This is a genomic window from SAR324 cluster bacterium (genome assembly GCA_015232315.1).
GTDB lineage: Bacteria > SAR324 > SAR324 > SAR324 > NAC60-12 > JADFZZ01.
Genome location: JADFZZ010000029.1, coordinates 15,002 through 40,710, shown reverse-complemented (window position 1 = coordinate 40,710; position 25,709 = coordinate 15,002). Strand labels below are relative to the sequence as shown.

The following is a 25,709-nucleotide window of genomic DNA, read 5'->3' as shown; positions in this document are numbered from 1 at the left end:
ATGGCTGTTCGCATTATGATTGTGGAAGATGAGGCACTCATCGCCATGGATCTGAAAAATCAGTTGCGGCAATTGGGTTATAAGGTTGAACCGGTGATGAGTTCCGGCGAGGAGGCTCTAAAAAACATCAAAAAAAATCCGCCTGATTTGCTGTTGTCAGATATTTCCTTGTCGACCGGCATGGATGGAATCGAACTCATGAAACAAATCCGGAAATTCTCGGATCTTCCCATTTTGTTTTTAACCGCTCACACCCGGGAATATATTAACAACAAATGCGGCAAAAACATTGCGGATGGCTGTTTATTCAAACCCTTGCGACGGGGACTGTTAGGCCAGACCATTGAAGAGATTTTTTCCAATAGGGAAAAAAAGGTTAAAGGTTAAAGGTTAAAGGTTGACAAAGGTTAAAGGTTAAAGGTTAAAGGTTAAAGGTTGACAAAGGTTAAAGGTTAAAGGTTAAAGGTTAAAGGTTAAAGGTTGACAAAGGTTAAAGGTTGACAAAGGTTAAAGGTTGACAAAGGTTAAAGGTTGACAAAGGTTAAAGGTTAAAGGTTAAAGGTTGAAAAAGATTAAGGGCTGTACTTTCCCCTTTGTCCTTTTCCCTTTTCCCTTTGACCTTTGACCTTTGACCTTTGACCTTTCCCCTTTTCCCTTTCCCCTTTTCCCTTTTCCCTTTTCCCTTTTCCCTTTTCCCTTTCCCCTTTCCCCTTTAACCTTTGTCCTTAAAAATCAGTTGATGATGACAGAATGGACAATCAGGGTGGCGCCAACGATTTGTCCATATTCATTGGTCATGGGCATAACCCAGCCTTCCACATTATGCCGGACGTGGGCATGATTCAATATCAGCACAGAGGGTTTCAGGGGAATCACCTTGTTCTGCCTGATTGATTCTGTTACCGGAAGCGGAATCAGGGATCCTGCCTGTTTGTCCACCATGGTGAATATTTCCCTGATATTCCGGCACAAAGCTTTTTCTCTTCTGCAGGCAAACAGTTTTTCCGCGGACGGACTCATGAACGTCACCTTTTCCAGAATATCCACGGTAATGATCGCGTCTTGTATGTGATCCAGAATTGTTGCGAGCCAGGGAAACAGTTGATTATTCGAATCCCCCATGGGTGGAAATACGGAAAGACTGGTCAATCGTGAAACATTGGACCGTTTGTTCTTGTGGACATCCTCCATTAAATTCATGTTTCTCACCACATTTTCACGAATATTTTCAAGTAGCATAATCCCCCTTTTTCTCAGAAATTAATAAAATACATCACCTTCCCCATCACATGTTCAGGTACGTTCAATGGATTAAACCATCATGAGTAAAAACTCATGTTCGGTGTGATTAACAATTAAGTGATTTATGAGTTTTTATCTACTCGGAAAACTACGTGTTTAAACTGGAAAATTCATGCTTCCTGCTAAAAAAAGGGGAATAAACCGGTAGTTTTACGAGGTGTTTTATCTGCTGGTTTTTTTGTATAATAACTCACGTCATGCCTTACGGTTGTTTACACTGACACATTGCCACTTCGCAGATCTGTAGAGACGCGCAATTCGGGTTTTGTCCCGTAGGGGGAGACCTGTGTGTCTGCACGGCTTCAGGGCGAACACACAGGTTCGATCCAACAATTTGTGACTGAAAACAGAATCAACACCATATTTGAATTTCAACAACAGAGGGAGTATGGACATAATCAGCCAGCTTGATTCGCAACTTGATCATGAAACCCGAAAAGTCATTAAAAGTATGGATGACATCTCCAGTCCTGATGTGACCCGACTCAGAATCCACTTCAACAATGGACTGAATATCTTTGTGCTTGGTCGTCAGATTCAGGAATCACCAAGAAAATTGTTCACCATCGCGGTGCATGATGACAATGGAAGACTGGTGAAAGGGATGTTAGAGTCCGGAGATGAACCTTTTATGGGAAGATGTGATACAGAAACATTGATCGAGTGTATTAAAAAAATCAGTCTTCGAACAACGATTGGGTAAGGAACGGCAAAAGAATGAATTGTAACTGTAAACTAAAATTCAGTTTTTTTGAAAGGTGCCGTGGATTTTATGGAGGATTGCCACCTGGACTAAGGCGACCACATCATGAACACCAAGGGTCTTCATCATATTTTGACGATGAAATTCCACAGTCCGGGGACTGATAAACAGCATCGAACCAATTTCCTTGGTCGAGTAGCCACGGGCAATGTAGGTCAGGATCTCTTTCTGACGTTTCGTCAGGGAATGTATCAGGGACTGCCGGGGATCCTCAGCGTCAGAGGCAATAGTGTGACGGTTAGAACGGTCACGGATCGTAATCACATTCCCCTTGATGCCCCCCTGTTCATCCTTGAGAAGAGTCACATGCAGATCGATAGGAAACATTTTTTTTTGTTTGCTGATGATCTGAATTTGATCACGATTCACCCCATTTTCAGGCGCTTCCCCGAGTAATTCATTGATAAGATTGAACGTGTCGACAGCAAATCCATTTTCCTCGAAATTCAGAACTTTCTGGCACGAAAGTCCCAGTGCTTTTTTTGCGCTCCAGCCTGTCAATCGTTCGGCACTGGGGTTGAAATAAGTGATAGAACCTGCTGTATCTGTTGTGATGACGCCATCTTGAAATTTTTCAAGAATAGACTCCAGCCATTGCTCACGACGTTTCAATTTTTTTTCATTTTGATGCTTGTAAAGCGCAACTTCCAGCGTGATTTTCAGATCCTCCAGGCAGACAGGTTTTAGCAGATAGCCATTGGGAAGGGTGGTTTTTGCGCGATCCAGGGTTTTAGAATCCACATGGGACGTCAAAAAAACCACAGGAATCTCATATTCAGCAATTTTTCTGGCGGCCTCAATACCATCAATTTTTCCGTTGAGCTGAATATCCATCAAAACCAGATCAGGATGATGGTGCTCACAACTTTTGATAGCCTGTTCGCCGGATGCCACAATTTCGTCAACCACATACCCCAATTGCTGAATCTGCTGGGCAATGACGGTTCCAATCGCGAATTCATCTTCTACTACCAGAATTTTGACACTCACTGAATATTCCTTTGTTTAGTTTTGTCCTGTAGGGGCAGTCCCGTGTGTCTGCCCCCTTGAACCAGCTTAACTTAACAGCCCCGGACATAACCCAATGTCGTCAACTTAAGCATTTTGAATGGTCCTGTGTCTCCATTCCCCCTTGGTTCAAGGGGGTTAGGGGGATGTAATTCCGGGCGTTAAATCCCTCATGCCCCCTTTGAAAAGGGGGACTTCCCGACGACGAATTCCTTAAGTTGACGACATTGGGACATAACCCGGAGCTACCATTTTCAAAATGATCATTTCAGTTCTTCTTCGTACCTGCACGTGAAGCCTTCACTACCCAATGTCGTCAACTTAAGCATTTTGAATGGTCCTGTGTCTCCATTCCCCCTTGGTTCAAGGGGGTTAGGGGGATGTCATTCTGAGCGTTAAATCCCCTGGCCCCCTTTGAAAAGGGGGACTTCCCGACGACGAATTCCTTAAGTTGACGACATTGGGACATAACCCGGAGCTACCATTTTCAAAATGATCATTTCAGTTGTTCTTCGTACCTGCACGTGAAGTCTTCACCGACAAGGGAAACTTCAGATGAAACGTTGTTCCCGCGTTACGTTCCAAAGTGATCTTTCCACGCAATTGAAGGGTTAAGCCATAGATCAACCTGAACCCCAGCGATGCGGCGGTTGATGGCTCAACATCTTCAGGAAGTCCCCGGCCATTGTCTTTGAGGGTCATATGGCACTTGCCACGAACGGATGTCAAGGCGATCCTTATTTCGCCGGCCTGATAAGGCTCAAACGCATGATTCATCGCATTGGTGATCAGTTCATTGAGCAACAGCATCAGGGGCACTCCCTCATCCATGGAAAACCATATCTTGCGGGCATCCATTTCCAGCGTTATGTTGATCAGATGTCGTGCCTGAGTTTTCTGAAACGGTTCGGTCAGTTTCCGGATCAAATCACTGGCCAGCAGGACGGTTTTTCCAGACCTCTGTGAAAGTTGCTCATGAACCAGCGCAATGGCATACACCCGTTCTTTAGTCTGTGTCAGCAACGATATCAATTGATTCTCTGACTGGTTGGACATCTGTAAATCAAGAAGGCTGATGATCAATGCCAGATTGTTTTTGGCCCTGTGCCGCATTTGACTCAACCGTTCGTCATGTCCCACCACACATTGCTGATACAAGGCTTCAACATGGCGCAGATGGGAGACATCCCGGATCAGGCTGACAACCAGCAATTCATCTTCCAGTTTCAGGGGCAACAGATTGATTTCCACAGGAATTTCATGTCCATCCCTGTGGAGACCGCAAAGGTGTGCCTGTCTCATTTTCCGCGCCTCAGGTTTGTTGAAATAGCCTGACACGTGCTTCAGGTGATTTTTTCTGAAATGCTGTGGAATCAAACAGTCCAGGGGTTGACCTGTTATTTCCAGACAGGGATACCCGAACAATGTTTCAATTTGCGGGTTGGCCCAGAGAATCAAACCCTGCTGGTTCACAACCACAATGGCGTCTTGTACAACGTTCAGCAATTCCTTGTAAGGAATGGCTTGAGTCCAATGCTGATGCGGCAACTTCAGGTTGTCATTAGTATTGACAGGCGGTGGATCAGAAGACATAGGCTTTTAACATGTGTGGTTCATAGTGAAAGTCTGGCATGGTTCAGAACAGGGTAACAGTAGTGCCAGGGCCTGTCAGAGTGCTCAACTTATCAGTTTTGAACGTAGGGCACGAGCAAACTTTCACAACTTATTCTTTTACCGTTCCTATCGAATATCGACCAAAGAATGACGAATCATGAAGTGCTCTGAAAGTGCCTGTGTTTCTCATATTTTAGACACGGAACAGAGCATACACAAACGGGAACTAAAAAACACCTAGTAAAAATACCTGTTTTATTCGAGTTCAACATGATCGGGCACATATTCCACCCAATAAACACGTAGTTCTTCGAGTAGACAGACACAGGGAATGTTTTTATAATAAGTGTAAGTCTGAGGCTATCACTCACTGTCTGACTTTTCAGGGAAATTACTCATCTTGGGAGAAACGAGTATGGAAACGCTAAAATTTTGGACCATCAACTGTCAATTGATTGATGAAGATGATGAATTTGAATTATTTGTACACGACATTGAACGGTATATGAAAACCAGGGTCAACGATTGCCTGTTGCCACAGCAGGAGGGTGAACAATGGTTGCAGGAATTTGTGAAAGGGTATGAACAATGGCCAGAGAGGTGTTTTCACATGAATCGTTATCCCTTGCATTTATATTTCAAGATTGTGTCAAGAATGACTATGGCGGCATGATGGTGCCTCAAGGCTTCTGCCACAACAGGTCGAGAAAAACCGAGAGAGTGGGCTTCATTCCCACTATTGAACCTTTCCTGTCATGAAGACATCAGGATGATTTCTTCTTATTGACAGGAAACCACCAGCAACAGCTCCCCCTGTTTGCTGGTTAGCACCAGTGATAGCCCCCCTGTCGCTGGTGCCATCATTTTCCCCACATAGATTTCCTCACTTTTAATTGAATTGTGCAATAACCTGTTATGGGATACGCCTTAATAAGGTTTTGAAAATATATTTGTTAATCAAGCCACAGAGTCACTGAGACTTTTTGAAAAAATGGAAAAATTTGTGGAGAAAAAGGCACCTTTCAAAAAGACTGAATTTTAGTTTACAGTTTGCCCTTCAATGTCATACCTGCGAAGGCTGGTATCCAGTCCGTTGCCCGGGAGATGGACTGGATTCCCGCCTGCGCGGGAACGACAGCAAAGTGTCAACTACTTTTGAAAGGTGCCGAAAAAAAGCTCATTTTTTTACCCATTTTGATTGAATAAACGCCTCTGTGTCCCTGCGCCTCTGCGGCAAAAACAAAAGGTTAACAAAGAAAAATCAGGGGTGGATTTTAACAACCAGGATACCGCATATGCCACGGAAAAAAACAACACCACAAAAAATTGAGCCGGAAATAAGCAAAACCGCTTCCGGAAATAAGCAGTCGCCCCTCCCTGTCGATGACGCAAGCATTCCCGATCCAGTAATTTCGCCTGAAGAGAACGATTTTTTTGTGGTGGGTATCGGGGCTTCGGCAGGTGGACTGGCGGCGCTGGAACAATTTTTTCTGAATTTGTCCACGGGGAATAATGTCGCGGTTGTTGTCGTTTCACACCTGGACCCCTCTCATGTCAGTATCCTGCCTGCATTGATTCAGAAATCCACAAAGCTGAAAGTGTTTCAAATCGAAGACGGCATGGCTCTTCAGGCCGATTGTGTCTATGTGATACCTGCCAATAAAGAGGTTGTGGTCATGAACAGAATACTGCTGTTGAACACGCCCACCTCAGAGCATGGGCCAAGAATGTCCATTGACACTTTTTTTGATTCGCTGGCACAGGACCAGAAAGAAAAAGCGATCGGCATCATTTTATCGGGAATGGGAACCGATGGAACCCTGGGGTTGAAAGCCATCAAGGCCGAGTTGGGATTGACCATGGCGCAGGATCCAACAACAGCGCAAAGCAACAGTATGCCTCAAAGTGCCATCAATACCAATTTGATCGATTTTGTGCTCCCGCCTGAACAAATGCCCGCAACTTTGATCCTGTATACCAAAAAACCTTACAGGAAAATCCTGAACTCCGGCAAAGCAATTTCCGGGGACGTTCCGGTTGCCCTGCAAAAAATTTATCGTCTCCTCCGTTCCCATGTCGGTCACGATTTTTCCAATTATAAAGAAAATACGATCTGTCGCAGAATCGAACGCAGGATGCATGTCCATCATCTGGATACTATTGATCAATATGTAAGTTTTCTTCAGCAAAAACCGCCTGAAATCCGGCTTCTGTTCACGGAATTGTTGATTGGGGTGACACATTTTTTCAGAGATCCGGAAGCGTTTCAAATTCTTGAACAGAATTTACGCTCATGCCTGCAAGCCAAAACAGATGATGCGAGTGTGCGCATCTGGGTTCCCGGATGTTCCACCGGCGAAGAAGCCTATTCCATCGCCATCATGGTGCGTGAGTGCATGGAACAGATTTCCAGGCATTTCCCTGTGCAGATTTTCGCGACAGACATTGACGAAGATGCCATCAACCAGGCCCGAACCGGCGTTTATCCGCAGGGGATTGAAAATGATGTGGCACCGGCCATTCTGAAACGTTTTTTCACCCGGGATGACAATGGCTATCGCATCAAGAAAGACATTCGGGAAATGGTGGTGTTTGCCACGCAAAACGTGATCAAGGATCCGCCGTTCACCAAACTGGATCTGCTCAGTTGCAGAAATATGCTGATTTATTTCAATTCAGACTTACAAAAAAAATTGATGCCGGTCTTTCATTACAGTCTGAAACCTGAAGGACTGCTCTTTCTGGGGTCGTCAGAAAGCATCGGGGGGTTTACTGAATTATTTTCAGCGATTGATCGAAAATGGAAACTGCATCAGCGTAAAGACGCGATCATGCCGGGGATTCATTCCTCCCTGGAATTTCCGCTACAGACCTTGTCGCCTGACGCGGTTGCTCCGCAACAGGCACAACCCAACCCCCAGAGTCTCGCCCGGATCATTGAAAAAATATTGCTGGATGAATATGCGCTCCCAAGCCTTGTTATCAACGAAAAAGGAATGATTGTCTATGTGCATGGCGATACCGCCCGATACCTGTCACTGCCCTCGGGTGAAGCCAAAACCAACAACGTTTTTGAAATGGCACGGGACCGGCTCAAACTGGAGTTGCCCGCGGCTGTTCACAAAGCCCTCAACCAGAAAAGCAAAACCATTGTTTCAGGATTATCGATAAACAATGGTGTGGATTCACAGACCAGTTCCAGTGCTTTCAATTTAATCATCCAACCTCTCACAATGCCGGGTTCGATCAATGGATTGCTACTGATATCCTTTCAGCAGATCGCTTCTCCCGACGCTCTTCAAGGTCCAAGGTCAAAAGCACGTTCCAGGAAAAAAAGCATAAAAAGTATCGACTTGCTGGAACAGGATTTACAATACACCCGGGAAACCCTGCAATCAACCATCGAAGAGATGGAAACAGCCAACGAAGAACTCAAGTCCTCCAATGAAGAAATGCAATCCACCAATGAAGAGTTGCAAAGCACCAATGAGGAACTGGAAACCGCCAAAGAAGAGCAAAACTCGCTCAATGAAGAACTGGTGACAGTCAACACCGAACTGCAAAGCAAAATTGAAGAACTTTCCAAAGCGGCCAATGACATGAAAAATCTGCTTGACGGAACCGAGATTCCAACGGTGTTTCTGGACACACATCTCAATATCAACCGGTTCACCACCCATGCGACCAGGATCATCAACCTCATTCCAACAGACGCGGGACGTCCGCTGAGTGATATCGCCAATAAATTTTTATATGAAAATATGGTTCAGGATGCAAAGCAGGTTCTGGACAATCTGATTCCACGCAAAGTTGAGATCGAAACCCGGGATGGGCAATGGTACATCATGAAAATCATCCCCTACCGTACCCTGGAAAACGTCATTGAGGGGGTGGTGATGACGTTCAGTCAAATTACGGAACAAAAGAAACTCAACGAAAAACTTCAGCGGCACATTCAGCAGCATGAAGTGGTAGAAAATGCCCTGAAGATCAGTGACGACCGCTACAAATTAATTGCGACCCTGTCCAATGAAGGGATTTTCCAGTTGGATCCTGCCGGAACCATCGTGTTTACCAACAAACGCTTCGCGGAAATATTCGGCGACCCCCTGAAATCTTTTGTGGGCCTGAACGGGCTGGAACTGACAGGAATCGAATCAACGCTTCAGGAAAAAATTCTGCAACTTCAGGATGGGCAACATTTTGAGGGAGAAAGCGAGGGAATCCATGACTCCGGACATACCATCAAATTATTTTTCAGGACCGGCCCCATTTATGACAAAACCAAAGTGGTGGGGATCATTGGCACGATCCAAACCTTCACGGACTGAAAATTATCCTGCTGTAAATAATTTGGTGATGAAATCCTGTGGCCCGCCACGATTTCATCACCAGCAATTATGTGTGAAATGATTACCAGCGCAGATCTAACACGAATTTTCCTTCCAACTCGAAACAACACATCCCCAGAAATCGAAAAAGCGGTCTATTTTTTTAAAAAAGCAAAAAGCCGATAATCCATGGAGTAAATTCTCCTTTTTGGGAACGCACCCATCCCGTCTTCTGCCATTCAGGAGCGACGAGAATCGTTAAGTTTACTCCCGACAATCAGGATTATCCCGAAAGGGTTATCGTTGGAGCATATCTTGTCGGTGTTAGCATGAAATTCAACAGCAGATCCCAACTTTCAAAGACGAACCATTTGATGGCAGTCCGCATGGTTTCCCACAAATGGCGCTTACTGCCAAACTTCTTTCGGCAGGCTTGGTAGGTCAGGTCGGTCAACTCAAAAATCTGGTGAAAATAGAAGGCCAACAGTGTAAAAAGATACACGTTGAAGCAGAGATTGGCTTTACCGTGGCCGTAGTTATGCTCAAGACAATAGCCCTGATTCTTGAGTGTATTGAAACACTCATTTTCAATCTTCCACCGTTTTCTGGCGCCTTCAACCAGGACTTCAATGTTGTCCGCATTCACGGAAAGATCGGTGACCCAACTGCATTGGAAATTAATTTTTTCTTTTCCCTTTTTGTCTATCGAGATGATTCTGTTTGGGTTTTCATGAGTTCTCCTGTCTTTCGGGTTATCGGGAGAACATATCTTCATTCACTTCGTGAGTCCATCTTGAAAAAATACACCGAAAAAAATATTCGATCCTCTCGGCTTATACAGCAATACCGTATAAAAAAAGTTCACCCATAATTACTGCCAAACAATTTATCCGAATCCCAAAGAGAGCGATGGAGTCATGCTCTTTGATGATTTTTAGGGGTTAGTCACTATTGGGCCACTTTGTCATCTCGAATGCATGCGAGAGATCTTAACATGCTGGTCTGCAAAGATTTCTCACCTACGGTTCGAAATGACATACAGTTCATTTGCCAAAAATGTGACCAACCCCTTAAAACAGGTTTTCCTGAAATCATGGCGAAACGTTCGTAGTTCCTCCTTCAAGCAGCTTTTCAGCAGGGTTTTCCGCCTAAAGGCTGGACTACAAACCTGATGTCATTCACGGGTATTGACCTCAAGCGCGGCGTCTGCGCAAATTTTTCAGGTTGACAGAAAACAGAACCTGAGCCGCGGCCATCCAGGGATTCATGTAGGGGTCAGGTTTTTTACCCTTGCCCAGGAGTTCCAGTTGCCGTTCGTACCAGGTCAGATTCAGCATGAGCGCAGTATCCAGCAGTTTAACCCCTGTAGAGATTTTTTCCTGCACCAGACTCTGAAAGTCATGTCCCATCATAATGCGGTTGGGAAAATCCGGATCAATCGCCAGTGGTCGCGCTGTGCCAATGATATCGGTTGCGCCTGATTCTACAGCGTCAATCATGCCTTTCGCTGTTCGAAATCCACCGGTAACCGCGATAGGAACCTTGGTGCGTTTCCGTACTTCTTCCGCGAAGACCAAAAAATAGGCTTCACGCTGACGGGTACTTTCGGCTGTTTTTCTGGCACCATTCATCATGGCCGGAGCTTCATAATTTCCACCTGAAATTTCAACCAGATCAATGCCGTCATCCGCAATAGTCTGAATCACTGTGAGAGATTCTTCTTCAGTGAATCCCCCGCGCTGAAAATCGGCTGAATTCACCTTAAGACTCACAGGAAAATCAGTACCGACCTGCTCACGCATGGCGAGATAAACTTCTCTTAAAAAACGCATTCTGTTTTCCAGAGAACCACCCCATTCATCGGTGCGCTGATTGTGATGCGGAGAAAGAAACTGGCTCACCAGATAACCATGCGCACCATGAATCTGCACACCGGTAAAACCGGCCTTTCTGGCGATTCCAGCGGTTCTGCCATAACGTTGAATGGTCTCAAGAATTTCTTCCTGAGTCATGGCCCTTGGTTTATTGAACATTGGTAATTTCAGGGGAACAGCCGAGGGCGCGACGGGTTCCTTGCACAAAAACCCCGGGATCTGTTTTCCGGGATGATTGATCTGCATCCAAAGATGATTGCCCTTTGACGTACCGGCTTTGGCCCATTGCTTCAGTGCCTCCAGATCTTTTTCGTTTTCAACCACAACATTGCCCGGTTCACCAAGATACCGGGCGTCAATCATCACATTGCCTGTGATCAGAATTTCCGTTCCACCCTCAGACCACGTCTGATACAGACGGTTCAACAAGGGACCAGGCCCTAAATCGGTTGTTCCAAGAGCCTCACTCATGGCTGATTTCAAAAAACGGTTTCTGACTTTTGCTCCACAAGGCAGACTCAGTTCCTGTTTCAATGAATCACTATTCAACATAACTTCCTTTCAAAAACGCAATGAATCACTCACATTAAAATACTATTTTTTGTTCATTGTCAAAAACTCATCATCGAGACCGTAATGGATGACTTGGATATGGGTATATGTTGGCGGATCATATTTCCAGTTGAATCATTGGGCGAAAAAACTGAAAAACCACAGTCTAAAGACGGAGGGTTCGGATAAAGGGGTGCATTCCAATAGTGTGATTTTCTGTTTTTTCGACAAAAAATCACCCAATATACAGGGATTTAAAGAAGATTTATGCTGCATTTGACTACAATTTATGGCTTTAGAACACAATTCCATCTACATGTCACACTATTGGAATGCACCCAGAGCAACTGAAACTTGCCGGTTGTTATCCTGAAAGGGTTTTTAAGTGAATTGCTTTTGAAGCAAAAAAAGAGGCTCAGGTCAGGAAGTGAAATAGACGGTTGGACACTTATATGGACACCTGGGGTTTTAATGCTGTAAAGCATTCACACCATAAAGCCCGCTATCCCTGAATATTGTGATGGTGCCGAAGAGAAGACTCGAACTTCCACATCCTTGCGAATACTAGAACCTGAATCTAGCGCGTCTACCAATTCCGCCACTTCGGCACATTTTATTTTGAAATGATCAGCGTCATTTATAGGAGGAAAATTAAAAAATCAACATAAAATCTTACTCTATGAATTTTTATTCGACCATCATTTATGTGGCGTGCGGCGAACACAGGATCAACCATGACTAATGGCAAGAATGACAGACAGTTATGTCCTCGAGTGTTGTGTTTTGGATATATGATTGAAATAATGCACTTTATTAAACAAAACACTGAAATCACGAGTTCAGTCATTTCAATAGTTTACGATTATTGATCCGATCACATCAGAGCTTTTCAGGCCAGTAGATACTGAAAACACAACACTCGAGTCAATACGTTACAGGATAATGTTCAACGTCCAGTTAAAATATGTTTTATTGATAATTTCCCAGATAGGCGGCCCCAAAAGTCGATGGTTCTCCCACAGCACCGTCGCTAAAGTATAATGATTTACTCGTACCCGAATTCTGACGAACGAAAACCCCAATTTTTTGTCCTGCTAACAATCTCGCGTTACAACTGATTGAAAATTTCAAATCAGTATCTCCTGTTGAAGTACCCCTTGTCTGCCAGCATAAATATGACAGGGATGTGGATCCATCTGAAGCATATCTGTCAATGGTAACTTCAAATCTCCATCCTGCGGATAATCCACCACCAAAATGCAATGTTGAAAACAAATTAAAGTTCAATGCTGTGTTTTTTGTCAGAACCATCAACAATATGTCAAGGGAAAAGCTATGCTGAAATACCCTCTCATCATTGCCCCTTCAACCACATCATCTCTTTCAACCCTCGAATCACCCGTTCTGATTTATCGTTGACAGGCAAGTGTACTTTCCCCTGGGGGATTCCCTCTGATGGTGCTGTTGGCATTCCATTGATCATGGATACGGTTTGAGGAATCTTCAGGGCATAATCCACCGGAATCAATCGGGTTTCCATTGATGAACCCTGAAATTGCTGAAGCAGACGTTGCTGGTAATCAGGCGTCTGTATGATTTTTCTGGCCATGCGTGCCCAGATGGGGAGTGCGCCGGAAGAACCTGACAAACGATAATTTGAAGTCAATGTGTCCACTAAACGGTCAAATCCGGCATAGGCCGCAATCACATATCCGCCTTTAAGCACAGCGTTGCCATTTTGTATCACCGGTAATATGCCGACATAGGTGGAGTTGGTAAAATTATTGGCAGTTCCGGTTTTACCAAAGGCCGGAATTCTCAAGCGTTTTGGACCATTTGCAGAAGGAATTTCAGTGATCAAAAACTTTCTTGCCCCACGACCAGTGCCATATTCCACCACGGATCTCATAATTTCGTGCAAGGCATTCAGGGTGGGTTGTTCCACGACATTGACCCGTTCGGGTTCTTCCTGAAACAGGACATTTCCGAATTTATCTTCAATTCTTTCAATGATTTTCCATTGATTTTTTTTGGTTTGGCCTGGCAAAAGATTCATGTCCCCTGTCGCATAGCTCTGAAACAACAACGCAAGATCTGCCAGAGTCACCTCATTGGAACCAAGCGGAAAGGACAGGATCGGTTTCAATTCACTGCTGACGCCCAACAGTTCAGCCACCTTGATCAGGGTTTGCAGACTCAGGGCAATCCGGAAATCATGATGCCAGAATAACCTGTCTTGGGAATACGCTGGTAATTTCAACACTTCTTCCATGCGCTGGTTCATGAGATCGTTGATCACTTGCAGAATGTTGACAGAAATTTTTCCTTCAAGTCGAATGTTGGAATGTTCAAACATCCGCAATAACTGCTCATGAGTCCAAAACTGCCGGTACAGTCTCAGTTTATCCACAGTGAGCGGAATCCATTGGTGATCAAGGGACTCAGGCTTCTCAGCATAAGCCAGGGGGGGCACCTCTTCCGGACTTGCGTCTTCAGGATTCACATACCAACCTTCGAGCATTGTCTCCGCAATCAACGGCAATGTTTCAGAATTATTTTCACGCAACGATGTTCTGATTGTCACAAGGTGTTTGCGGCAATTCACAAGCAACGGCTTGAATCTCAGATAATTATGCCGCAACAAAATTTGTTCCTGCTGGGCGCGTTCGGTTTTCTTTTGTTCCAGTCGTTTATCAACGGATTGCCACCCTGTGCCATAAACCAGTTTTCTCAATTGAAGATTTTCTTCTTCGGAAAGCTGAAATTCAGTCAGAATCTTCTGCAACGCATTCAAAAACATCTGTTCTGAAAGATATCTGCGGGTGTCGATGATGCCATGTTTGTCACGAAGTCGGGCATAATAATCATTTTTTGCTTCGTCAGACCGGATCGACATATCTGTGAAATCCATCAATTGAGCAAATTGATCCTCATCGAGATATTGAAGCAGATTTTCCAGAAGATAGATGCTGGCAAGATTTTCTGATTTTGCGCCGGCCCAGACCATGCTGGTGATATTGGACGCAGGCTGATGGTCAGGTCTTGGAAAATAATATTGCCGGTGCCATTGATAGGGCCTTGGCATATTGGAAATCGGTTCCAGTGGATCCCACCCCAGTTCCAGGGCAACCAGATACAGCAGAATTTTGAAAGTTGAACCCGGTTGCCTGCGGGCCTGAAGGACTCTGTTGAAGCCTTTATTGGAAAAGCCACCAACCATCACCCGCACCTTGCCTTCCTGCAGAACCAGCAATCCCCCATCCAGTTTAGGTTGTTGTTCTATTCCTCCCAGTCTTGTGCCATCAGAATCCCGCTTAAACACTGAAACCAGAACAGGATCCCCCTGACGCAGTAGCTTGAACGCTTTTCGGTAATGGTAGCCATTCACTGAAGCAGGAGCACTGTGTGTGACATTCGCAACAAATTCACGTAAGAGCGAATCTTTGACCACCACTGTTTCTGAACCTGCGGTGATCCGGATTTCCGGTGGGTTTTTGAGATCAAGCGATTGAATGGTACCCGTATAAAATTCTCCGGACAACAAGCGTGTCTTGGGTTCCACCGGATTGGATTCCGGTTTTTTGTAGGGAGAAAACCGGTATTCCAGTCCTGAGAGATGCCGTTTCATTTCAAACTCGCCGGCCGCCTGCAATACAGGATCAACCGTGGTGGTGATCCGCAGTTCAGAGCGGGTGATGTCACTGATGCCCTGTTCTTCAAGAATTGTTTTGAAGGGTTCGGTTTCCAACCGGTTTTTGACAGTGCTCAATAAATGATTTTGCTGAAACCTGAAGGTTCCCTGACGAAATGGCACTGGGTTGGCAGACGCTTCCTTGAATTGTAGAGGTGTGATGGACCCCATTTCCAGCATATTTCCCAGAACATAGTTTCTCCGTTCTGTCGCTTTAGCAATGATCCGTTTTTGTTTTTCCGGGTCGTTGGTCAGAAATGGATTGTAATTGTTCGGGCCTTTCACTGAACCGGCGATGAAGCTGACTTCAGACAAATTCAGTTCGGGCACGGACTTGTCAAAATAATAGCGGGCGGCAATGGATAATCCCTGGCCGGTGCCATGCACATAAAACAGGTTGGTATAGAATTCGAGAATCTGGTCCTTGGAATAACGCAGTTCCAGTCTGAATGCGTCAATCGTCTCGCTGATTTTCGCCAGCCAGCGTTTCCAGCGGTCTCTGGATTTATGTTCAAACAACAGCTCGGAAGTCTGCTGTGTCAAGGTGCTGGCTCCCTGAACCACTCTTCCGGCAAGAATATTCCTGAACATCGCCCGGGCTATCCCGGATAAGGATACGCCGACATGCTCATAAAATTCCTTATCTTCACTGGCAACAATGGCTTTGAGAAACAGGGGGGGAATCAAATCACCCGTATCAGAACTGGTTTCAATGGGACTTTGCAGGACCAGATACTGTCGATGGGCTTTTTCAAAAAAGGTTCCGATTCGGGTCTGCTGATCGTTGAAATACACAGAGGTTTCTGTGAGCAGGGAATGTCTGATTTTCTCCCGGTCCAGTTGTTCGGCAGGTGCCACAAAAACCATATAGACCAGCCAGATTGAAAAGATCAGGGCCATGAACTGGCAGGCCAGCAGAAAAAAAAAGAGGCGTTTCACTGTGTTATCCTGTCAGTAGCGAACATATTTTTTTAAGGCGTTCACCTGAATGATTTTACGTTCAGGCAAAATCAGGGCAGACAGACGGTTTCCATAAACACAGCCTGAATCCAGACCGATGGTACGTTCCCTCAATTCAAGCCCCCGTTTGGCCCAGTGCCCGTAAATGACGGTGGAGACACCCCGGTAAAGCCTGAACCATGGGGGATGATCAGGATGATCCAGACAGTCACCAGCGCCGTCCCAGGTGCGGATATTCATCAGAATGTTGGGCTTTGTTTCTGCAGGAGCTTGTCCGGGAACCAGACCGGCATGAACCACCAGATATTTTTGCCATTCAAGCCAGAGTGGCCATTTTCTGATCCAGTTGGTCCAGTCTTCCAGATCAGGCCCCATATCCCGTCTCAGTGTTTCAAATCCTGAGTCAGAAAACTTTCCCTGGTCCAGAAACAGCAAAAATCCATATTCATGGTTCCCCATCACCACCTGCGCATTTTCTTTTCGTACAAATTCAAGAACTTTCAGCGACTCGGGTCCCCGATTGACAAGATCCCCCACAAAAATCAATTGATCCTGTTCCTGACTGTAGCCGACCTTTTTCAGGAGCATCATCAATTCTTGATAGCATCCGTGGACATCACCCACACAAATTGTTCGTCTGGCATCCATAGTGAGGCATTCAAAAAATTATCAGTGGTTCTATTGATCTCCCGATTGTTTTGGAGTAACAACATGATCATAGCGGATGGCCCAATGATAAAATCACGGAGCCCCCCAATTGAAAGTGTACGTCATAATGAAAGCTTGCTGTTTTTCCAAGACAATACCTGTATCATCAATTTTGTTCTAAACATTGTCGTCTCATAACAGTTACATAAAAGCAAAAAACAGGAACTCTACTCAAAGGCGCCATGGAACAGGAAACACAATTTATCGAATCACTGTATAATGTGCTTGAAGGCATTCCTCCTGATAGTGAATCATTTCAGATCACGCAGGAACTCATACACCAGTTGCAATCTTTTTTCCATATCATGAGAGAATCTGATCCACAGAATATCGGAATGATTTTTGATTCCTTCAACACCACAGAGCCGTTATTCCAGGAACTTGGAAAACTGTTGAGAGAGTTTCATGAACAATGGAAAACCATCGACAAGGATCTGCCTAAACGAATCGGCGAACTTGCGAATCATGACATGGAAGATGCCACATCACGGTTGTTGCATATTGTTTCCATGACAGAAAACGCCGCCAACAAAACCATGGATTTATCCGAAGAAGTCATGAACAAGCTTGCGGATCGTTCCAGCCAATATCAGGCGGCACAAGAACATTTAGACGCCTTGATTTCCCAAAACGCTGATTCCGGGCACCTTCAATTCTTCCAGAACATGCTGCGGCAGTTTCAGGAAGAAGATGACACCATGCAACAGCAATTGACCGACATTCTGGTTGCTCAGGATTATCAGGACCTGACAGGGCAGGTCATCAACAAAATTGTTAAACTACTGAATTCGCTGGAAAATGAAATGGTAGAATTGGTCAAAACATTCGGACAGATTTATTCGAACAGACAGAACTCTCAGGAAGAACTTCAGGGGCCCTTGCAGGAAGATTCTGTCAACCGACAATCCCAGGACAATGTGGATGATTTGCTGGCTTCGCTGGGATTTTAATTCAGGTGTCACGTCACTGTGCTTTTGTGTCATCGTTGCATGACTACTAAAAAGTTGTACCTTGCCCTGTTTTTGAATACAGTTCCGCACATTGTCCCCTCACACTTTTGAACTCCAGAAATTGAATGAAGAGAACGTATGGATGATTTGCATGATCAAACCCAGATTCGTCTGGAAAAACTCGGAAAAATCAAAGAACTCGGTATCAACCCCTACCCTTGGCAATTTCAATGCACCCATTCGATTGATAGCATTCGACACAATGCGACCGAATTGCTTGAAAAGCAGGAAATCCTGGCAATTGCCGGTCGGTTGATGGCTGTCAGAGGCAAGGGAAAAGCTATTTTTGCCAACATTCAGGAATCTCATCAGCGATTACAGTTCTATGTTAAAATGGATGAATTGGGCGCTGATATGTTTGATCTGTTCAATCTTTGTGACATCGGCGACTTTTTGGGGCTTCGAGGCACGTTGATGCTGACTAAAACCGGAGAACTGACCCTGCGTGTTCAACATCTGGAACTGCTTTCCAAAGCCATACGCCCCCTGCCTGTTCCCAAAGTGAAAGAACAGGATGGACAAACCATCGTATTTGATCAGGTACGTGACAAGGAATTTCGCTATCGACAACGCTATGTGGATCTAACCCTCAACGCCGAGGTAGCCAAAGTCTTCCGTCAGCGTTCTCAGATCATTCAGACGATCCGGCAATATCTTCTGGAAAACGACTTTCTGGAAGTGGAAACCCCTACCCTGCAATCCATTTATGGTGGTGCCAACGCGACGCCCTTCAAGACACACCACAACGCCCTCGGCATTGATTTTTTCATGCGAATCTCCAATGAACTCTATCTGAAACGACTGGTTGTCGGCGGCTTTGAACGCGTGTTTGAGTTTGTGAAAAATTTCCGAAATGAAGGCATCGACCGCACCCATAATCCTGAATTCACCGCTCTGGAATTTTATCAGGCCTATGCCGACTATCAGGATATGATGGTCCATTGTGAAACCCTGTGGGAACAATGCGCTCTTTCTTTGCATGGAACCACTGAGTTTGAATCTCAGGGACATAAAATTGATGTCAAGGCTCCGTGGAAACGGATTACGATGCTGGAAGGCATTGAGCAAATTGCGGGCATTCCGTTTTCCGGAATGAGTGATGATGAAATCAAAAATCTCCTGTTACAGAATCAATGGGCACTGAATGGTGAATATTCTCGCGGGATGGCGATGCAGGTTGTGTTTGAAGAAGCCTGTGAAGCGAAACTCATTCAACCGGTGTTTGTGGTTGATTATCCTGAAGAAAGCAGCCCTCTCTGCAAAAAACATCGTACCAAACCCGGTATGATTGAACGGTTTGAAGCCTACATGTGCGGTTGGGAAATTGCCAATGCCTATTCTGAACTCAATGATCCGGTCGCGCAACGTCGCCTGCTCGAACAACAGGTGGAGCGCGGACGAGCCGGGGAGCAGGAAACCCATCCTTATGATGAAGATTTTGTCCGGTCGATGGAATATGGCATGCCACCGATGGGAGGCATTGGTTTTGGCATTGACCGCATGGTGATGCTGTTGACCAATCAAGCCAACATCAGGGATGTCATTTTGTTTCCCACCATGCGACCTGAACATTCATAACCCCGAAGAGATGATTTGTGAAAGAACAATTCAATAGGCCCCATTCATACCATAGCGATCATGATTCCAGTGAAGATATGATACCAACAATTCTATTGGTTGATGATGATGAGGATCAAAAAGTTCTTTTATTAAAACTGTTAGAAGAGTTTCATTTAATCATTGAGACTGCGGCATCGGGCAAAGAAGCGGTGTCGAAAGCTCGACATAAGGAGTATGCTTTAATCGTTATGGATGTTCAAATGCCTGGAATTTCAGGAATCAAGGCGACAGAGTTGATCCGCTATTTGGGTTCTTCAAAGAATTCTTCGATCATCCTGGTTACAGGCAAAGCTTTTGATTCAATCCATACACAGCAAGCTTACTATTCAGGGGCTCTGGATTATCTGCAGAAGCCTCTGGATCCCATTATTTTTAAACAAAAAATTTTCAATTTTATTCAATATTTCAAACAAAAAATATTGCTTCAGGAGCAAAAGAATCAATTTGAAGAGAAAGCGTCGGAGTTATCGAAACTCAATCAGCAACTAACCCTGGAGATTCAACAACGTAACCTGATCGAGCAGCAATGGACGATTTACAATGATACTCTCAAAAAACAACTGGATCAGTTGTTTACAGAATTCTCAAATATCCAATCGAACAATCCTTCACAACAAAAGGCACTTGAAGAAGCGCTACAACAATTCAAACAGAAAATTCTGCATCCCCCCCAAATCAATGTAGAAAGTGAACGGCAACTGACAAAATTATTCAACATGACATCCAGAAATGAGAACTTATCTTCAAAAAATTTCGATTTGATCCAGCGCATGCAAGAATTGGTTTTGGAAAATAGTGCTCTTAAAGATCAATTGTTCCTCTTGATGAAAAGAATCACCTCAAATTCATAAATCATCTGTTTCTCCATAGGACTCAACAGTTAATAACACACGAAACTCAAGCCAGCAGTCTTCGCACCTAAAGGCTTTGAGCAAAGAGCGGTTTTTGCATTGCGTTTCTCGCTGACAAATTCCATTGAATGAATTCATGGTCATAGCAGTCCAGTGATGTCTCTCAAGAAACCTTGTTTATATTCTGAAAGTCCCCATGAGCATCTCCCGTAAAATATCTCTCATCTATAGTTTTTTTCTGATTCATATTGTCCTCACCATTATTCTGGCATGGTTCAGCATGGACACCTTGTCCACCATCAGAGCCTATATTGGCGGAGAGGGCTTATGGGCCAAAGCCCAGAAATCGGCGGTTTATTCGTTGATCAAGTACAACATGAGTCATGCGCAACACGATTATGAGGATTTCAGACGTTTTCTGGCGATTCCACTTGGAGATAAAACAGCCCGCATTGAACTGGAAAAGGAAAATCCTGATTTTGAAGTTGCCCGGAAAGGCTTTCTGGAAGGTCTCAATCACCCGGATGAAGTGGATGATATGATGATTTTATTTCGTCGTTTCAGAAATTTCCATCATATCAACAAGGCAATACAGGTCTGGACTGAGGGCGATGTTTATATTGATGAACTGGATCAGCTTGGTGAGAAACTTCATTCCACATTTGCTCAGGAAAACCACCTTGAAGAATCTGAAGCAAATAAAAAATATCATGCTTCTATTATGACCAGAACTGAAGAGATTGATGACATTTTATTCGAATTGGAAAATCAATTTTCCTACACTTTAGGAGAAGCCTCCAGGTGGGCCAAAAATTTATTGATGAACGTTCTGTTCTGGGGAACCGGGATTTCTGGAATGCTGGGCTTCTTCCTGGCATGGAACTTCTCTAAAAAAATTAAAGAAAATCTGGAAACCGCGGTAAAAACAGCACAGCAGGTTGCGCAAGGTGATTTCAATATCAGGATTCAATCAGAAAGCCGGGACGAAACCGGTCAACTGCTCAACGCCATGCAGGAAATGGTGGATCGCCTGCGTGAAATGACCAATATTGCCATCGCGGTGACTCAGGGCAACTATGAATCTTCTGTTCGTGTCCGGAGTGATAAGGATCTCCTGGGCATGGCTCTGAATAAAATGCTCAACAATCTGCATACCCTGAGTGAAGAAAACCAGAAACAACACTGGCTCGATCAAGGACGAGCTGAATTGTATGAGGCAATGAGAGCTGGTCATACATCAGAAATACTGGCCCAGGATATGATTGATTTTCTGGTGCCAAGCATTGGAGGACAAATCGGTGCGGTTTATCTCAACCATCAGGATGTGATGCGACTGACCGCCAGTTATGGTTATCCCTGTGAAATCATGAAACAATCTTTCATGTTGGGTGAAGGACTTGTCGGACAGGTCGCAAAAACCCAAAAAACTCTTCAGATTGATGAAATTCCTGCGGATTATGTCCGTATTGAATCAGGACTGGGTAATATGGTGCCTGGATCTATTGTTTTAATTCCGTTTGTCTATGAACGACAAACCGTGGCCGTAATGGAAATTTGCTTCTCCCGACAACCCCATGAAGACAGACTCAAATTGCTGGATCTGGTCAGTCACCATATAGCCATAAAATTCATTGCCGCGGAAACCCGGTCAAAGATGATGAAATTGCTGGAAGAGACACAACATCAGGCGGAAGTTCTGCAGGCCCAGCAGGAAGAACTTCAGGTTTCCAATGAAGAACTGGAATCTCAGACAAGAGCACTCACGCGTTCAGAGCAATCGTTGAATGAACGTCAGCTCCAACTCAGGGCCATCAATGAGGAACTGGCAAGAAAAACCCTGGTGCTGGAAACCAGTCAAAAGGAAATCCAGTTAAAAAACGAAGCGCTCAAAAAATCCAGTGCGGAACTGGAAGAAAAAGCAAAAGCGCTGGAACTCAGCAATCAGTTTAAGTCTGAATTTCTGGCCAACATGTCCCATGAACTGCGAAGTCCCCTCAACAGCCTGCTGATTCTCGCTGAAATCCTGTCCAAAAACAAAGAGGGAAACCTGACACAAAAACAGGTTGAATTTGCCCGAACCATTTTGCACTCCGGCAAAGGGCTGTTGCATCTCATCAATGATATTCTGGATCTTTCCAAAGTTGAAGCCGGTAAACTTGAATTGTGCCATGAAGACATGCGTTTCGAAGCTTTATTGGCTTCCATGAAACACGAATTCCAGTCGATCGCGGATAATAAGGGCTTGTTGTTAAGCATGGAGCTGGATCAGCAACTTCCCCGGACAATGCAAACTGATAAACTGCGGATAGAACAGATTTTGAGGAACTTTCTGTCAAATGCCATCAAGTTCACTCAAGAAGGCGAGATCACACTGCGTATTGCGCCTCTCCAGAGTTTTTCGGAACAGATTCATACCAGCCTTTTGAATCCGGTTGTGTTTGCCGTGAAGGACACTGGTATTGGAATCCCTGCGGAAAAGCAGGAAGCCGTGTTTGAAGCTTTTCGGCAGGCAGATGGCAGTACCAGTCGAAAATATGGAGGAACAGGCCTTGGGCTAACCATTGCAAGAAAACTGGCCCATCTGCTAGGTGGCGAAATCACCCTGATCAGCAATGAAGGAAAAGGCAGTATGTTCGCGTTACTCATGCCATTGAACGCTACACCACTGCCCGAAAAAAGAGTTGATTTTACGGAAATACAACAGGACCACAAACTGTATTCGCCGGCATGGCAAAATCTCCCGCTCAATAGTTATGATGACCGGGACAATATTGGCGAACAGGATCGGATCCTGTTGGTGATTGAGGATGATGCCAGTTTTTCGAATATTGTCAGGGATAAGGCCCATGAGCAGAATTTTAAGGTCATCTGTGCTTATGATGGCAAGAGCGGCTTAGAACTGGCCCGGAAATTTCAACCGGACTCCATCATTCTCGATATCATGTTGCCCAAACAGGATGGGTGGTCCGTTCTTGAAGAATTGAAAACCAAACCTGAAACCCGGCGGATTCCGGTGCATTTCATCTCCGTGATCGAAGACAGTGTCAGGGCCGTCAACGCCGGTGCGGTAGGACTGTTTACAAAACCAATCAGTGAGGACAATCTGCTCCAGGTTTTTGAACGTCTGGATGGACTAATCGCCAAATCGATCAAACGCGTACTGGTGGTTGAAAAAAAACCTCTATTTGCCCCCTATTTGAAAGTACTGTTGCGCAGGAAAGATGTCATAGCGCATGTTCAGGGCCATGAGGATGACATCCTGGCAGAGCTTGAATCCGGAGAATATGATTGTATGTTGCTGAACGTCAGTGATCTTGATATTTCAGTGGTTGAACTCCTGAAAGACATCAACCTGAATTCCATGATCAATCTGCCATTGCTCATTATTCATACAACGGAAAATTTTTCTGAAACTGAAGAGGAACAACTGGAACATCATTTCAACGGGATTGTCATCAAGGAGGCCAGGTCTGTTGATGAACTTCTGCAGGAAATCATGGTATTTCTTCAGCGGGTTAACCAGGATATTGATGGACCAAAACGACTTTTCATTTCAAGGGCATGGGAAAAAGAAATTCCTGAAGGCCTGAAGATTCTGCTGGTTGATGATGATGCGTCCGGAGCCTTTGCCCTGTCGCAACTGCTGGAAGAAAAAAAAATGGAAATCATCATGGCGTTTGATGGAAAAGAAGCCCTGGCCAAGCTGGAAAACGATATTCCGGATTTGATCCTGATGGATATCATGATGCCGGAAATGAATGGCTATGACACCATCCGGGAAATTAGAACCCGGGAAAAATTCAACGCGGTACCCATTATTGCGTTGACAGCGCATGCCATGCAGGGTGATCGTGAAAAATGTCTGGAGTGCGGTGCCAATGAATATTTATCCAAACCATTGCAACCGCAGACGTTGTTCAACCTGATTAAAAAACTCATCTGAATTTATTAGTAAGCGTTCAGCCGTCAGTTATCAGTTTTCAGAAATTCTCAAGGCCTGGAAGCCAAACGATATTTTCTGCTATTGAGTTATAATGTTTCTGAAGCGCATAAACACTGAAAGCTGAATACTGAAAGCTGAACGCTTACATTTATTATTACACAGGAATCGAATGGATATCCCTATTCCAAAAATTCTGATGGTTGATGACAGAACTGAAAATCTGTTGGCTCTGGAAAGTCTACTGGATGAGTTTGACATTGAGATCATCAAGGCAACCTCAGGTCCGGAAGCACTGAAACAGTCCTATCGCCATGATTTTGCCCTGATCCTGCTGGATGTCCAAATGCCCGGAATGGATGGCTATGAGACTGCTACCATGTTGAGAGCCATTGAAAAAACAAGGTATGTGCCCATCATTTTTGTGACGGCAATCAGCCATACGGAAGAGCACCTGTTCAAGGGCTATGAATCCGGTGCGGTGGATTATCTGTTCAAACCCATTGCCTCTGAAGTGCTGAAATCGAAGGTAAAAGTATTCATACACCTGGATCAGCAAAACAAAAAACTGCTGGCCCAGACAGTCCTGCTGAAAGAAAAAAACCGTCAACTTCAACAAGAACGCGACATGCGTGCGGACGCTGAAGAACAAGTCAGAAAAGCACTCTCGATCATTGAGGAACAACAGAAAATATTTCTGGAAGAACTCCGGGATGCCAAGGATATCCAAAATTTCTTTCTTCCAGCAGAATTACCTCTCATCGACAAGGTGACGATTGCCTCCAGATATATATCGGCAGAATTGATTGGGGGCGATTTATTTGATGTGACTGGATTATCTCCCACGAAAGCAGGCTTGATGATTGCTGACGTTACAGGGCATGGAATCCCCGCGGCATTGTTGTCTTCCATCGTGTCGTATATTTTCAAACACAATGTCCGTAACACAGCATCTCCGGGAACCGTACTGCGAAACATCAGCCGTTCTCTGCGTAACTATCTCCCGAAAAATAAATTTGCCACGCTGTTTTATGGAATTTTTGATTCAGAAACTCGTGTTCTGACTTATCTGAATGCCGGTCATCCCCCGCCCATAGTGATACGAAATCAAAGCCATAAACTTGTCACACTTGAAGCAACAATTACGCCGTTGGGAATGCCATTCACCGATAGTTCAGATTTTGATGAGTTGAAGATACAGCTTTATCCCGGAGATAAACTGCTCATGTACACGGATGCCATCATTGATGTCATGGATGAAAACGCTATTTCATTAGGAATGGCAGGCCTGAAACAATTCATTAAAGAGCATTCGCAGCTAAATCTCGAGGTTATGATGGACAATCTTTATCAATATGGATTGCGATATTCCAGGCAGGAAAAATATGAGGATGATTTTACGATGTTAGCTCTGGAGTTGTGATTTTATTTCATGAAAAGAGGCACCTTTCATCCCATAGAGACGGGTTTCAAACCCGTCTCTAG

Annotated in this window: 16 protein-coding genes and 1 tRNA gene; 10 read left to right on the top strand and 7 right to left on the bottom strand. The window is 44.7% G+C overall.

The window, feature by feature from the left end; all coding sequences use genetic code 11:
• Window positions 1-387, top strand: a complete 387-nt coding sequence (locus tag HQM11_16525; protein ID MBF0352639.1) for a response regulator — start codon at window positions 1-3, stop codon at window positions 385-387.
• Between the two features lie 345 nt (window positions 388-732).
• On the opposite strand, the gene HQM11_16520 is transcribed toward HQM11_16525, so the two are convergent.
• Window positions 733-1,239 (bottom strand): hypothetical protein, encoded by a 507-nt coding sequence (locus tag HQM11_16520; GenBank protein ID MBF0352638.1) that lies wholly within the window; start codon window positions 1,237-1,239, stop codon window positions 733-735.
• 451 nt (window positions 1,240-1,690) lie between these two features.
• On the opposite strand from HQM11_16520, the gene HQM11_16515 reads away from it, so the two are divergent.
• Window positions 1,691-2,005, top strand: coding sequence for a hypothetical protein (locus HQM11_16515; GenBank protein ID MBF0352637.1), 315 nt, complete (start codon window positions 1,691-1,693; stop codon window positions 2,003-2,005).
• Window positions 2,006-2,044: 39 nt separating this feature from the next.
• Here HQM11_16515 and HQM11_16510 read toward each other — a convergent pair whose 3' ends face one another.
• The gene (locus HQM11_16510) at window positions 2,045-3,055 is read right to left on the bottom strand and encodes a response regulator (GenBank protein ID MBF0352636.1); all 1,011 of its coding nucleotides are present in this window, start codon (window positions 3,053-3,055) and stop codon (window positions 2,045-2,047) included.
• A 519-nt stretch (window positions 3,056-3,574) separates the two neighbouring features.
• Complete coding sequence (locus tag HQM11_16505) at window positions 3,575-4,666, bottom strand: PAS domain S-box protein (protein ID MBF0352635.1); 1,092 nt, start codon at window positions 4,664-4,666, stop codon at window positions 3,575-3,577.
• A 436-nt stretch (window positions 4,667-5,102) separates the two neighbouring features.
• On the opposite strand from HQM11_16505, the gene HQM11_16500 reads away from it, so the two are divergent.
• The 3 genes from HQM11_16500 (at window position 5,103) to HQM11_16490 (ending at window position 9,889) form a co-directional block, all read left to right on the top strand.
• On the top strand, window positions 5,103-5,360 hold the full coding sequence (locus HQM11_16500) for a hypothetical protein (GenBank protein ID MBF0352634.1): 258 nt from the start codon (window positions 5,103-5,105) through the stop codon (window positions 5,358-5,360).
• A gap of 622 nt (window positions 5,361-5,982) precedes the next feature.
• Window positions 5,983-9,018: a PAS domain-containing protein gene (locus tag HQM11_16495; protein MBF0352633.1), complete on the top strand. Its 3,036-nt coding sequence runs from the start codon at window positions 5,983-5,985 to the stop codon at window positions 9,016-9,018.
• 400 nt (window positions 9,019-9,418) lie between these two features.
• Window positions 9,419-9,889, top strand: coding sequence for a hypothetical protein (locus HQM11_16490; GenBank protein ID MBF0352632.1), 471 nt, complete (start codon window positions 9,419-9,421; stop codon window positions 9,887-9,889).
• Between the two features lie 322 nt (window positions 9,890-10,211).
• Here the strand turns inward: HQM11_16490 and HQM11_16485 are convergent, their stop codons facing one another.
• The 4 genes from HQM11_16485 to HQM11_16470 form a co-directional block, all read right to left on the bottom strand.
• Window positions 10,212-11,444 (bottom strand): NADH:flavin oxidoreductase/NADH oxidase family protein, encoded by a 1,233-nt coding sequence (locus HQM11_16485; GenBank protein ID MBF0352631.1) that lies wholly within the window; start codon window positions 11,442-11,444, stop codon window positions 10,212-10,214.
• A gap of 521 nt (window positions 11,445-11,965) precedes the next feature.
• A tRNA-Leu gene (locus tag HQM11_16480) sits at window positions 11,966-12,052 on the bottom strand.
• Window positions 12,053-12,798: 746 nt separating this feature from the next.
• Window positions 12,799-16,074: a transglycosylase domain-containing protein gene (locus tag HQM11_16475; protein MBF0352630.1), complete on the bottom strand. Its 3,276-nt coding sequence runs from the start codon at window positions 16,072-16,074 to the stop codon at window positions 12,799-12,801.
• 12 nt (window positions 16,075-16,086) lie between these two features.
• Window positions 16,087-16,743: a metallophosphoesterase gene (locus HQM11_16470; GenBank protein ID MBF0352629.1), complete on the bottom strand. Its 657-nt coding sequence runs from the start codon at window positions 16,741-16,743 to the stop codon at window positions 16,087-16,089.
• Between the two features lie 242 nt (window positions 16,744-16,985).
• Here HQM11_16470 and HQM11_16465 point away from each other — a divergent pair, with 242 nt between their 5' ends.
• From HQM11_16465 to HQM11_16445, 5 genes are all read left to right on the top strand, one after another.
• The gene (locus HQM11_16465; protein ID MBF0352628.1) at window positions 16,986-17,753 is read left to right on the top strand and encodes a protein phosphatase CheZ; all 768 of its coding nucleotides are present in this window, start codon (window positions 16,986-16,988) and stop codon (window positions 17,751-17,753) included.
• A 138-nt stretch (window positions 17,754-17,891) separates the two neighbouring features.
• Window positions 17,892-19,391 (top strand): lysine--tRNA ligase, encoded by a 1,500-nt coding sequence (gene lysS / locus HQM11_16460; GenBank protein MBF0352627.1) that lies wholly within the window; start codon window positions 17,892-17,894, stop codon window positions 19,389-19,391.
• A gap of 77 nt (window positions 19,392-19,468) precedes the next feature.
• On the top strand, window positions 19,469-20,284 hold the full coding sequence (locus HQM11_16455; protein MBF0352626.1) for a response regulator: 816 nt from the start codon (window positions 19,469-19,471) through the stop codon (window positions 20,282-20,284).
• A gap of 196 nt (window positions 20,285-20,480) precedes the next feature.
• Window positions 20,481-24,227 carry a response regulator gene (locus HQM11_16450; protein MBF0352625.1) on the top strand — a complete coding sequence of 1,249 codons (3,747 nt, stop codon included), beginning with the start codon at window positions 20,481-20,483 and terminating at the stop codon, window positions 24,225-24,227.
• Window positions 24,228-24,396: 169 nt separating this feature from the next.
• Window positions 24,397-25,647, top strand: a complete 1,251-nt coding sequence (locus tag HQM11_16445) for a fused response regulator/phosphatase (protein ID MBF0352624.1) — start codon at window positions 24,397-24,399, stop codon at window positions 25,645-25,647.
• Window positions 25,648-25,709: the final 62 nt, after the last annotated feature.

Bases quoted from the DNA above. Each gene is read 5' to 3' on its own strand.
- HQM11_16455 (MBF0352626.1), top strand. From the start codon at position 19,469: ATGATACCAACAATTCTATTGGTTGATGATGATGAGGATCAAAAAGTT.
- HQM11_16515 (MBF0352637.1), top strand. From the start codon at position 1,691: ATGGACATAATCAGCCAGCTTGATTCGCAACTTGATCATGAAACCCGA.
- HQM11_16500 (MBF0352634.1), top strand. From the start codon at position 5,103: ATGGAAACGCTAAAATTTTGGACCATCAACTGTCAATTGATTGATGAA.
- HQM11_16465 (MBF0352628.1), top strand. From the start codon at position 16,986: ATGGAACAGGAAACACAATTTATCGAATCACTGTATAATGTGCTTGAA.
- HQM11_16525 (MBF0352639.1), top strand. From the start codon at position 1: ATGGCTGTTCGCATTATGATTGTGGAAGATGAGGCACTCATCGCCATG.
- HQM11_16505 (MBF0352635.1), bottom strand. From the start codon at position 4,666: ATGTCTTCTGATCCACCGCCTGTCAATACTAATGACAACCTGAAGTTG.
- lysS (MBF0352627.1), top strand. From the start codon at position 17,892: ATGGATGATTTGCATGATCAAACCCAGATTCGTCTGGAAAAACTCGGA.
- HQM11_16490 (MBF0352632.1), top strand. From the start codon at position 9,419: ATGGCGCTTACTGCCAAACTTCTTTCGGCAGGCTTGGTAGGTCAGGTC.
- HQM11_16520 (MBF0352638.1), bottom strand. From the start codon at position 1,239: ATGCTACTTGAAAATATTCGTGAAAATGTGGTGAGAAACATGAATTTA.
- HQM11_16485 (MBF0352631.1), bottom strand. From the start codon at position 11,444: ATGTTGAATAGTGATTCATTGAAACAGGAACTGAGTCTGCCTTGTGGA.
- HQM11_16450 (MBF0352625.1), top strand. From the start codon at position 20,481: ATGAGCATCTCCCGTAAAATATCTCTCATCTATAGTTTTTTTCTGATT.
- HQM11_16470 (MBF0352629.1), bottom strand. From the start codon at position 16,743: ATGGATGCCAGACGAACAATTTGTGTGGGTGATGTCCACGGATGCTAT.
- HQM11_16445 (MBF0352624.1), top strand. From the start codon at position 24,397: ATGGATATCCCTATTCCAAAAATTCTGATGGTTGATGACAGAACTGAA.
- HQM11_16495 (MBF0352633.1), top strand. From the start codon at position 5,983: ATGCCACGGAAAAAAACAACACCACAAAAAATTGAGCCGGAAATAAGC.